7 protein-coding genes are annotated in these 11,508 nt (G+C 70.0%); 1 reads left to right on the forward strand and 6 read right to left on the reverse strand.

Translation table 11 applies throughout. The annotated features are described in order from the left end of the window. Window positions 1-39 precede the first annotated feature (39 nt). The 4 genes from NQZ70_RS07655 to NQZ70_RS07670 form a co-directional block, all read right to left on the reverse strand. A complete protein-coding gene (locus tag NQZ70_RS07655; protein WP_129573631.1) occupies window positions 40-4,206 on the reverse strand; it encodes a DUF6531 domain-containing protein in 4,167 nt (1,388 codons plus the stop codon). Between the two features lie 18 nt (window positions 4,207-4,224). Continuing rightward, window positions 4,225-5,235, reverse strand: coding sequence for a DUF2169 domain-containing protein (locus NQZ70_RS07660; protein ID WP_129573632.1), 1,011 nt, complete (start codon window positions 5,233-5,235; stop codon window positions 4,225-4,227). Between the two features lie 43 nt (window positions 5,236-5,278). Continuing rightward, window positions 5,279-7,699, reverse strand: a complete 2,421-nt coding sequence (locus NQZ70_RS07665; protein WP_129573633.1) for a type VI secretion system Vgr family protein — start codon at window positions 7,697-7,699, stop codon at window positions 5,279-5,281. A 373-nt stretch (window positions 7,700-8,072) separates the two neighbouring features. Continuing rightward, the gene (locus NQZ70_RS07670; protein WP_129573634.1) at window positions 8,073-9,005 is read right to left on the reverse strand and encodes a hypothetical protein; all 933 of its coding nucleotides are present in this window, start codon (window positions 9,003-9,005) and stop codon (window positions 8,073-8,075) included. 659 nt (window positions 9,006-9,664) lie between these two features. Here NQZ70_RS07670 and NQZ70_RS07675 point away from each other — a divergent pair. After that, entirely contained in the window at window positions 9,665-10,534 is an 870-nt protein-coding gene (locus NQZ70_RS07675) for a Uma2 family endonuclease (protein WP_237245126.1), read from the forward strand. A gap of 40 nt (window positions 10,535-10,574) precedes the next feature. Here NQZ70_RS07675 and NQZ70_RS07680 read toward each other — a convergent pair whose 3' ends face one another. After that, window positions 10,575-11,183 (reverse strand): carbohydrate binding domain-containing protein, encoded by a 609-nt coding sequence (locus NQZ70_RS07680; RefSeq protein ID WP_129573635.1) that lies wholly within the window; start codon window positions 11,181-11,183, stop codon window positions 10,575-10,577. Further along, complete coding sequence (locus NQZ70_RS07685) at window positions 11,168-11,401, reverse strand: hypothetical protein (RefSeq protein WP_207217771.1); 234 nt, start codon at window positions 11,399-11,401, stop codon at window positions 11,168-11,170. Before NQZ70_RS07685 ends, NQZ70_RS07680 begins: the two co-directional genes overlap by 16 nt. Between the last annotated feature and the right edge of the window lie 107 nt (window positions 11,402-11,508).

Raw genomic sequence — 11,508 nt, forward strand, 5'->3', positions numbered from 1 at the left:
CCTGCAGCAAGCGGCGCGCTGCCGCGCGACGGCGGCCGCTCAGTCCCAGAATTTCTTGATCACCTTGATGGCCGACGGGTCGATACCGCCCTTGATGAGGACCTCCTCTGCCTTGATCGCGTTCCTCAGGTCGAGCGCGGTCCCCTCTCGCTTGACCGCCTGGAGCACGTTGTTGTGGTCGACGACAGTGCTGCCGGTCTCCCTGAGCGCCTTGACGTCGATCTCGACCAGCACGGGGCTGCCCCCTTGATAATGGCTGGTCCCGGCCGGCGTCTCGGACGCCGAGATGTACTTCGTCGGCTTCCCGGCCACATGATCGCCGATGGAACCTCCGCTGCCCTTTGGCATGATCCGCTCTCCACGCAAGAACGCGTCGTAATCGTCGGCGCTCAGCGCGCGGTAGATCGTGCCATCGCAGAGCTTGAGACCCAGCGGATCGACGGTCGTGACCGGGGAAGCGTTGAAGGCGAAGAGCGATCCCCCGCTGGCGAACCCCAGCGGATCCGGGCTCAGCCACCGGGCCAGCTCGGCGTCGAAGTAACGGAACCTCGTGACGCAGAGCCCCGTCTCCTCGTCCGCGTACTGTCCGAGCAGCCGGAACGGAGACTCCACCCGGCGCCGGCGCTCCGGCGCCTGGTGGATCGCAGCCACGGACCCCCAGGCGGAGTGGGCCGCGGACCACGCCACCCTGCCCTCCGCATCGATGAGCTCCCTCGGCGTGCCCACGTGGTCGGTCACGTAGACGAAGACCTCGCCCTGCTCGGCTTGCAGGAGCGGCACGAGCGAGTCGGGCTCGTGGACGAAGCAGCGGTAGCCGCCGTCGCTGCGGATATCCGCGGCCAGCGCGTCACCGTCCCACAGGAACTCGACCACATGGCTCTCACGGGGGTCGTCGGCGCGGACCTCCTTGCGCACCCGCCGTCCGAAGGCATCGTAGGTGAACGAGATGCTCTTTCCCGAAGGCAACCTGATCTCGCGCAGCCGATCGCGGCAGTCCCAGCGGTACTCCGTCCGCGCGCGCTCGTCCTGAGCCTCGCCGGCGGTCTCGGTCCGTGCGATCCTGCGAGACCGCCCGTCGTAGGCGTATTCGGCGCGATCGGTGCGTTGCACCGTGTCGCCGCGAGCGATCTCCCAGGGCGGATTCGCCTCATCGGCCTCGCCGGCCTCCAGCGCCCGCAAGACCTTCTGGACGGCGCCGACCGCATCGTAGGTGAAGACCTCGCGGCCTCGCGCGCTGCGCGCCTCGATCAGCTCGTCGATGGATCCGTGGCGATACGCGGTGGCTCCCCACCGAGCGTCATTGACCAGCTGCACCCGCCCGAGCGCGTCATATTGCCAGAGCCGCCGCATCGCCATCGTGGCCGCCTCGGCGCCGGGTGAGCGCAGATCGAGCCGTTGCTCGACGATCCGGTCCATCGCGTCGTATTCGCTTCGGAGCGAGAAGCGACCCCCCAGCTCACCTCGCGCGATCTCGCGCCCAACTGCATCGCGCTCGAAGGCGATCCTGCGCCCGGCGTGCTCGACGGCAGACAGCCGCCCGAGCGCGTCGTACGCATACCGTGTCGCCTCTCCCGTCGGCATGATGCGCGCGACGCGCCTGCCAGAGGCGTCGAGGTGATACCCGATCCGGCGCTCCCCCTGCGTCTCGGCGACCACGCGCCCGAGGCGATCGCGCTCCAGGCGCGTCACCACGGTCTGCCCGTCTTGCTCCAGCACCGCGCCCAGCAGGCGCCCCAACCGGTCGCGCTGGTACGTGACAGGACCGTCCGTGGATTGCTCGACGACGAGGCCGCCGAGCGCATCGTACGAGAAAGCGCGGAAGCTGCCGTCCGGATAGCTCACCCGCTCCAGGCGTCCGGCCGCCGAGTAGCGGTAGGAGAGCGCGCGCCCGTCGAACGCCGCCTCGCGCGTCAGGCGGCCTGCCTCGTCATAAGCGAGATCGTAGATCTCCCCCTTCGGATTCACGATCCTGCGCAGCGACTCGCCTGCGCTGTAGGCGAACCTCCACGTGCTCCCGTCGGGTTGCGTGATCTTGGTGAGCACGCCGGTGCCGGCGTGCTCCATCTCCACGACGCGCCCGAGCGCGTCCGTGCTCCTGCTCAGGTTGCCCAGCGGATCGTAAGCCGCGTGCCTCGCCGTGCCATCGGGTCGCATGACCATGACCGGCTGTCCGAGGCGATCGTACTGGACCCGGGTGCTCCGGCCCAGCGGATCCACGCTGCGCGTCGGGCGACCGAGCGCGTCGTGCTCGTAGCGCGTCTTCCCGCCATAGGCGTTGATCTCCTCGACGAGGTCGTGGCGGATATCGTAAGCATACTCAACCAGGTTGCGCTGCCCTTGCGCGATGGCGCGCAGGTGGCCACGGCCGTCGTAAGCCAGCGCGTACCGGAGCTCGGACGGGTAGGTGATCTCGACGAGCGATCCCTTCCTGTCGTACCGGTATCGTGTCGCGAGCCCGTCGGGCCCGACGTGCAGTACGGGCAGGTCGTCCTGGTACTGCCATTGCGTGGCGTTCCCCGCAGGGTCGATCTGTCGGGTCTTGTTGCCCTGCGCGTCGTACTCGAACCGCGTCGCCTCTCCAGCCCCGTTGATCTCGGCGGCGATGTACTGATCCTCGTCATACTCCCACGCGCGGAGGAGTAGCCCGTCGGGCGTCTCCTCCCGGACGACGAGCCCGTCTTCGTTCCAGTAGAGCAGCCGAGGCTCGTCATTACCGCTGAGGCGGGTGATCCGCCTCTCCAGATCGGCCTCGATGGCGACCGTGTGCAGCCCGCCGTCCCCCCAGGTCCTCGTGCATCGGCCGGTCTCTTCATCGTAAGCGTAATAGAAGCTCACGCCGTTCTTCAGCGTGGTCTTGACCATCCGGTGGTCTTCATCGTACTCGTAGCGCTCCGCGTGGCCGATCGCGTCGGTGGCGCTCGCGAGCTCACCCATCTTGGAGTAGGCATAATCGACCCACTGCTCGAGGCGACCGCCTGCCCACACCTCCAGGCGCGCGATGCGGGCGCCGTGGGTTAGCTTGACCCGGATCTCTCGGCCCGCGGTGTCGACGATCCGCTGGAGCCGGCTCCCCGTGTACTCGAGCGCGATGGTGTTGCCATGGGCGTCGCTGATCGAGCGAAGGAGCGCCTTCTCTCCTGATTCCGCCGGTGCGAAGCGGCGCGTCAGCCGGGTCTCGTGGCTGTACACGGTGAACCCGCCGTCCTCGAGCGCGGTGAGCGTGAGCCGGTCCGGCCGGTGGAACGCGCTCGATCCGGGCGCCTGCAGCCGAAAATAGACGTCGCGGCCCTCCTCGTCGCGGAGGATGAGGCCGTCTTCGGTCCGCTCGATCCACTGCTCGAAGCTGTGCGTCCAACCCCCGCGCCCGAGGGAGGTCCGCTCGAGCGCCCTGTCGGACGCGTAACGGCGCTCCCACGCGAGCGGAATCGCGCCGGGAAGCTTGATGTCCAGCTTGGCGTCGATCACCCGGCCAGACGTCGTATCGACCGGGTGACCGGTGACGCGGCACTTCAGGTTTTTCAAGGCCGACGCCGCCTTGCCCTTGAGCGCGCGCGCCCCCTTCCCGAGGGCCTTCCCCGCCTTCCCCATCTGCTTCGTCGCCGCCCGCAGCCCCTTGCCGACGAGGTCCTTCCCCTTCTTGAACAGCGGCTTCAGCACCTTGCCGCCGAATTTCAGCAGCAGCCCGCCCGCGATCTTGGCCGCCCCCTCGAACAGCAAGTCGAGCACCAGGTCGATCGCCAGCGTCACCGCCCCCATCGCGAAGTCCCCGAAGGTCGGCGTCGTCTGCACCGTCCCCGGGTTGAGCACCAGCGAGGTCGGCCACCGGCCGATGTCCCAGCAGTCCGCGTTGAGCGACACCGGCCCGCCGATCACGCAGCAGGTCGCCTTCTCCCCGCAGATCTCCACCGCGCCGCGCGGCAGCCAGCACTTGTGCGAGCCGAACAGGATGTGGAGCGGCGTCAGCGCGTCCAGCGGATCCGGGATGATCCCGAGGTGCGGCCAGAGGAACTTGGGCTCGTGCTGGTGCGTCACCGAGGGCACGCCGTTGAACAGCACCGTCGGCTTCTGCCTGTCCCCCAGCGTGAAGGGGTGCAAGAGCACGAGCTTCAAGAACTTCATCGGCGCCGGCGGGAAGATGTGGAACCCCTGGTGCATCTCCAGGCCCACGATCAGCCAGCCATTGATGTCGTGGAAGTTGTGTGCCACGTCCGCCCCTCTCCTTCCTCACCCGCGCGGGAAGGCCTCGGTCGCCTCGAGCCGCGCCCGCCGGTGCTCCAGCTGCACAAGGCCGTAGCTCACGCTCGCCCGCCAGAGCAGCCGCACCTCGGCGGCCTCGGCGTCGATGTCGACCGCGTCGAGCGCCGGCACGAGCCGCTCGGACGCGCCGCCCACGGCCACCGTCACCGCGACGGGCGGCGCCGGCGCCTCGAACACCAGCGCCTCCCCGCCGGGCCGCATCCCGCCGAGCGCGATCCGCGTGCCGGGCGCGATCGCGTCGAACGTCGTCCGCGGCGCCGCTCGGCTCGCCAGCTTGCTCGCGCCGCTCTGGTCGAACTGCTGGTCGTGCCACACGTGCGCCGCGCGCAGGCCGCCCCAGAGCGGGTAGGGGGCGAAGCAGACCGGCTCGGGGCGGTCGTTCCAGCGCCGGATGAGCTGCTCCGGGTGCTCCAGCTGCGGCAGCGGCTGGTCCTGCGCGCGCGCCGCTTCGGTGACGAACCCCTTGCCCTCGAAGTTGTGCGGATACCCGCTCTCGTGCTCCGGGACGAACGCCTCGCCGCCGCCGTCGTCGTCGTCGAGCGACACCACCCGCGCCGCCTCCTGCACGACGCCGCCGTAGGCGTTCCGCCAGCTCATCTCGACCCGCTCGAACGCGAGCGGCGCGCTCGGCACGAGCCCTCCGCCGAGCGAGCGCTGCCAGACGCGCTGCCCGTACGCCACGATCGCCGCGTCGCGGTCGCCCACCCGGAGCACCGCCGTGGCCTCGCGCGCGCGCCCCTCCTTCGGGTAGACGAACCCCGTCGCGCACACCGACGCGACGCTCTTCTGGAGCATCCCGTCGTGCGGGTACGGGAGCTCCGGATCGAGCAGGAGCGGCCGCTGGGCGGCCGCGAGGGCGAGCCGGCCGCCGGCGATCCGGTACGTGATCGCGGCCAGGAAGATCGCCGTCACCCGGTCGTCCAGCTCCGCGTTCGGGAGCATCGCCGCGGGGAGCGGCGTGTCGTTCGAGAAGCGCATCGCGGCCGTCGGTCTCGTCAGTTCCGTAGTTCCGTCAGTCCCGTCAGTTCAGCTTGATGAGCCCCGCCGTCACCTGGACCATCCCGCCCCCGTCCATCTCGATCGGCGAGCCATTCACGGTGACCTTGCCGCCCTTGATGGCGATCTCGCCGTCCTCGATGACCACCTGGCCGCCCTTGATCAGGATCTGGCCGCCCTTCAGCTCCAGCGTCGAGCCGTTCACATCGAAGAGCGACGTGTCGACCTTCATCGTGCTCGACGCGTTCACGGCGAGGGTCGTCGACTTGAGCGCCTGCACCCCGTCGGCCTTGATCTCCTGCGACGGCGCCTCGATCTTCTGGCTCGCCGACGACTTCAGCCCCTGAGGCCCGGTCGCCGCCACGGTCTGCTCGCCGCCGACGTTGATCTTCTGGCTCGCGGCGACGCTCACCTCGTGGGTGGCCAGGTACGACGTCGTCTGCGCCCCGGTCACGGTCACGCTCCGGGTCCCGGTGACGGTGAGCGCGTCGTTGCCGGTGACGTCGCCCGAGCGGTTGCCGGTGACCTTCTCTTCCTGGTTCCCCGTGATGCTCGCGCTCTGGTTGCCAGTCACGGAAAGGGTCCGGTTCGCCGCGACGGAGATCGTCTGATTCGCGCCGATGGTCACGTTCTGGTTCGCGCCGACGGTGGTCGACTCGTTCGCGCCGATGATCTCCGAGTTGTTCCCGCCGACCATGGTGCTGCGGTTCGCGCCGGTCGACTCGTTGCGGTTGCTGCCCACGGACGAGCCGCTGTTCGCCGCCACCTGCTCGCTCCGGTCGTTGCCGACCTCGCTGTTCCAGTTCTTCGGCGTGTGCAGCAGGATCTGCTGGCTGCCGGCGGTGTCGTCGAAGCGAAGCTCGTTGTGGGTGCCGCCGCCGGGGCTCGTCATCGTCTTGAAGGTGCTCACCGTCGGCGCGCCGCCCGGCGGGCGGTTCTGGCCGTTGTAGACGCGGCCCACGACGATCGGCCGGTCCGGGTCGCCCTCCTCGAAGTCGACGATCACCTCCACGCCGACGCGCGGGTGGAACACCGCGCCCTCGCCCACGCCGGCGAACACCTGGTTCACGCGCACCCAGCACGAGGACGGCTCCTTCGCGAGCCGCTCGGCGTCCTGGTCCCAGTGGAACTTGACCCGCACGCAGCCGATCTCCGCGCCGGGCGGGCCGCCCACGTGGATCTCCGCGCCCTTCGCGCTCGGCTCCGCGGTGACGAACGCCGTCTGCGTCCCCTGCACGCGCGGCTTCGGCGTGACGCGCGCCGGCCGGAAGCGCGACTCGGCGACGCTCCCGTTCTTGCCGCGCCGCGCGCACTCGAACCGCGCCGTGAACGGCACGCCCTGCAGCGCGAAGCGCCCCGAGAGCTCCGGCGGCAGCGTGCCTTGCTGCTCGCCGCGCGACTCGACGCGGGTCACCAGGTACTCCCCGTCGTACCGCGCCGCCGGGTGGTCCAGCGCGAACACGCTGCCTGCGCCGAGCACCCGCGCGGTGCCCTCGGCGACGGCGTAGCTCGCCTCCACGGTCAGCCGATCGAGCTTCGCCTGGGCGAGCGGCCGCCCCTGATCGGGCGTGTCCGGGTAGCGCCCCGGGTACTCGTGGTCGACGAGGACCTCGCCGTCCTCTTGGCCCGTCGTGGTGACGGCCATGTCGAGCGCGGGCTTCTTCCAGTTGTAGTCGACCAGCGACACCTTCTTGGGCCGGAGGCGCGCCCCGAGCTTCATCGCGGCGATCTCGCGGCCGAGCACCCCCGGGCCGAGCGGGGCGAACGGGGCGAGGCGCGCCCTGCCGCCGTCGGCGTCGGCGAGGACGAGGAGGCACATCTTGTCGCCGTGCTCGAAGTGGTAGCTGATGCCCTCTTCCTCCAGGAGGCGCGACACGAACGCGAGGTCGCTCTCGTTGTACTGGACGCAGTAGGGCCGCGCGGCCACGTCGTCGATGCGGGAGGGGTCGGTCACCCGCCAGGCGTAGAGCTCCCTCGCCGCCTGGAACGTGAGCGCGTCGCCCCCGTCGGGCTCGACCGAGGCGCCGTCGTCGCGGTGCAGCGACGGGTCGCCCTGGAGCACGGCGTCGATGATCTGGCGCGTGGTCTTTTCGAGGAAGATCCGGCAGCGGGTGCGGTGCATCGAGCGCGCGAGCGGCGGCGAGAGCACCACGCGGTAGAGCATGCCGTCGTAGATGGGCGCGAGCTCTTCCGCCTCGGTGATGATGCCGTGCACCACGCGGTAGGCCGGCTCGGCGTGCGTGGCGAGGCGCAGGGTCGCCCGGGCCCCGACGAGCTCCTCGGGGTCCACGACCGGGGCCGGTTCGTGGGCGACGAGCGTGAGCTCGTAGCGGTACAGGCTCGAGATCGCCTCGCTGCCGCGGAGCTCGACGACCTGCAGGTGTCGCCAGGGGCCAGCTCCCTCCGAGGCGCCCTCCCAGGCGAAGGCGAAATCGACGTCGTTCACGGCGCGGCTCTCCCGTTCGAGGTGAGCTCACCGTAGCCTGTCCGGCAGCCGGCTGGAACCGGGGGCAAAGTCACGGCGTTGCCGCTCGACGGGCCAACGTTGGCCCCGAGAGCGGCGACCTGGCACGTGGCTACCGGCCGCCGCCTCGCCATCCTCCTGCCTGCCCCGAGGGCTGGGCCGCCTTCACCCCCGATGGCCGTTACCGGAGCTCCACGCGAACGGTATGGCACCGACTGACGCCGCATGAGGGGCGCCGATCTGTCGACTGGCGAGCCGGCGGGCTCCGGATCACGCGCTGCAGGTCGCGCGCATGTCCGGGTCGTGCGCATGCTCTCTGGAAGAGAGCGTCGCTCTTTGTGAGCGGGGCAGGCGCCTACTCCTGCGGCTCTCCGCGGCTCAGCTTCTTCGCGATCAACTCCCGCACCTCGGGCGGAATCGCCCGCAGGATCTCCTCGGGCGTGAGCCCCTCGAAGCGCTGCTCGGGCGTGAGCCCCTCGAAGCGCTGCTCGGGCGTGAGCCCCTCGAAGCGCTGCTCGAGCGTGAGCCCCTCGAGGCGCTGCTCGGGCGTGAGCTTCGCCAGGAGCCTCTCTGGCGGCAGCTGCGCGAGCATCTGCTCCAGCACCTCTTCGTAGCTATGGCGAGCCAGCTCGTAGTCCTTCATGGCCATGGTGCCTCGCTGCCTCCGGAACTGTTCGACTTGCTGGTACAGCGTATTGTACACCCGAGCTTCCTCCGGATCCAGCGGCAGGATCTGCCCCGCTCCCTTCAGGTACGCCCGGGAAAACATGTAGAGCAGATGCTCCGTGGGGCTTTGCCGGAAGGCCTCGCGTGCCTCCACGCCGTGGAGCAAGAGGCCGTTGAGCTCGCCCCGCCAGAGACCCCCGCCCACCGGCGCGAAGCTCCCGCGGTGGCGCTCGACCTGCCTGGCGAAACCCGCGGGAATGCGGTCGGCGATGACCATGAGGCACAGCTCGTCCGGGTCGAGCAGCTTGTTGTGCCGCATATACAGGGCGCCGTAGGCGAGCAAGGTCAGCACGTCCTCGGGCTCCAGATCGTCGGTGGGGCATTTGTGCTCGATGAGCGTGTGCTGCCGCAGGTGACCGAAGATGCTGTGGAGCTTGCGCGCGTCTCCAGCCGGTTGATCGGCCAGACGCAGGACAACGATGTCCACCCGGAGGGGCATGCGATTCAGCAGGAGCTCGGGATACAACCGCCAGCCGCTGGGCAAGTAAAATTCGAGGAGGGCGACCAGCATGGGGTGCCAGGCGGTGACCCCCTCTCGCGGAGGAACTTCGGGCTCGGTCATGACGCAGGAGGTGTCTAATTTGTGGCGGCGTCGTCGGCCAGGAGAAATCACGGTGAGCGTGCTCAAAAATGCGCAAAATTAGGTGCCGATTTGCGCATGGCGGGAAGAGGTAAGACGTAACGGTTCTGTCGGCGCGAGGAGCGCGCATCCTTTGCGACAGGCGATGATCGTGAGCACCCAGATCGCGATTTGCGCACGATAGGAAGAGATAGAACGTAATGGCAGCGCTGGCGCGAGGAGCGCGCATCCTTTGCGACGGGGGCATGTGAGCGCTCGGCTCGTCCGGAGCTGCGTGCCGCGCCGGCCGAGAGGCTCCCGGGGGACGAAGCCTCGGTCGAGGAGATCCGCGCAGCCACGCGCGCGCTGCGCGGCAAACCGCGCCCTTCCGGCGGGGCCGGCGAGCCGCCCGCCACCGCCGCCCTCCGTAGCGCGCTCCGCGACATCGGGGCCCCGGACGTCAAGGTCCAGGTCGCCCGTGGCGAGGTCTCGCTCTCCGGGATCCCGCTCTCCGCCCTGGCAAAGACGCTGCGTGCCCTGGCGGCCGTGAACGTTCCTCAGTAGCCCTCTCCAGGGCTCGTCGGCGCTGCTCCGCGCCGGAGGCGCTCCCGCCGGATCGAAAAACCGACCTCAGCGCCGGCGCCTCCCCGGAACAAGGAGGTATGAAACATCCCATGAGCGCGCCGCCTCGTTCCCCCGTGACCGCCGACCAGCTCCGCCCTGGCGATCCGTACGAGCTGTCCGAGGGACGCCTCGTCGAGTGCCTGCCGACCGGACGGCGCGGCGGTCGGAGCAACCTGGTGGGCGGCGAGGTGCTGGACACGGATCCCGCGGTCGAGGCCGCCGGCGTGGACATCGGCATCTCGCCGAGGCCGGACATGCTGCGGGCGCCCGACCTCGTGGTGGGGAACATCCCCGACGAGCCCGGGTGGGCGACGGCGGCGCCGCCGCTCGCGGTCGAGTACGCGGACACGGGCGAGGACGAGGCGGAGCTGCAGCGCAAGATCGAGGAGCTGCTGGCGGCAGGGACGCGCTGGGTCTGGGTGGTGCGGCTGCACGGGACGCGGCGGGTCGAGGTGCATGAAGCAGCGCCCGACGCACCCGAGCGCGACGCGACGCCTGCGGCGCCAGCGCCGTTCTCGGCCCGCGCGACGCCTCCGCTGGCGCCCGCCGCGCGCGCGGCGGCGCGCGTCTGGCCGCAGGTGCGGCAGCCGGCGCGCGTCGCGGTCGCCGGCGAGGCGCTCGAGGCGCCCGGGGTGCTCCGGAATGCGGTTCCGGTCGAGGCGCTCTATGACCGGAGCGCCGCGCACGAGGCGACCCTGCGCAACCTGCTGCAGCGCAAGGGGTACGACGGCCTCGACGCGGTGCGGGACGAGGGGCGCAGGCAGGGCCTGCGCGCCGCCGTGCGGGACCTGTGCGAGCTGCTCGGCATCGCGCTCTCCCCGGAGCGCGAGGCGTCGCTGGACGCGATGGACGAGGCCGCGCTAGGCGCGCTGCGCGAGCACCTGAAGCGCGATCGCCGCTGGCCGTGACGATGAACCAGGCCGAACCCCCGGCCGTTCCGCGCCGCTCCTATCTGTAGAACGCCACGTCGTCGATCCAGATGTTGAACCCGCTGCGCGCTCCGAAGCGGAACTGGATGCCCCAGACCTTCGTCAGGTCGACCGCCGCGAACGCCTGGCCCCACCCTGACTGCTTGAGCTCGGAGAAGGCTATCTTGTACTGAGTCCAGCAAGGCGTCAGCGTGACTATCTTGTTGAAATGGTCGTCGCACTGGGTGCTGCAGATGCCGCCTTTGTTCCAGGTCTGCACGTCGACGACGTCCACGAGCACCTTGGTCGAGGAGCCGCTGTCGGCACGGGCGAAGAAGGTGATGCCACGGAACTCGGAGGCGTCGTAGACGCCCGGATTTGTCTCCGTCTGATTGCTGTTCAGACGAAAGCCGAAGAGGGCTCCCCAACTGGTGAACTTGTCGTCCGCCTCGGAGTGCGCGGCGGACAGGCTGCCGCCGCGCGGCGGTTCGATGGAGGTCATGAAGAACGTCTCGTTCTTGGCGGGCTTTTGCGTGCCGAGGTCATCGTTTCCCACGAACCAGGCCCCTCGCCGGGGGTTCTCGGCGTCGTCCAGGGGGATGATGGCGCCGTCGCCGTCCTCCATGTCGTCGATCAGCGACAGGTCCATGGGTTCGCCCGTCGGCGGCTCTTGTACGCAACCACCTCCAGCTCCTCCGCCTCCGCCGTCACCGCCCGCGCCACCGCCTCCGCCTCCGGTTCCCGCGCCTCCACCTCCGGTCCCCGCGCCCGCGCCTTCGCCTCCCGCGCCCGCCCCTCCCGCCCCGCCGCCGCCGTCGCCTCCCGCCCCTCGGTCTTCACCTCCAGCGCCCGCGCCTCCGAGGCCATCGATCCCGAGCTCGTAGCTCTTGTCGAAGCCGAAGATCTGGGCACACCCGAGCCCGAGCACCGCAATGACGCATCCGCCGGTACACCGCGCAAAAGCCAGCATGCTG

Origin of the sequence: Sorangium sp. So ce836, assembly GCF_028553905.1 — a bacterium.
In the GTDB taxonomy this organism is placed as follows: Bacteria; Myxococcota_A; Polyangia; order Polyangiales; family Polyangiaceae; genus Sorangium; species Sorangium cellulosum_D.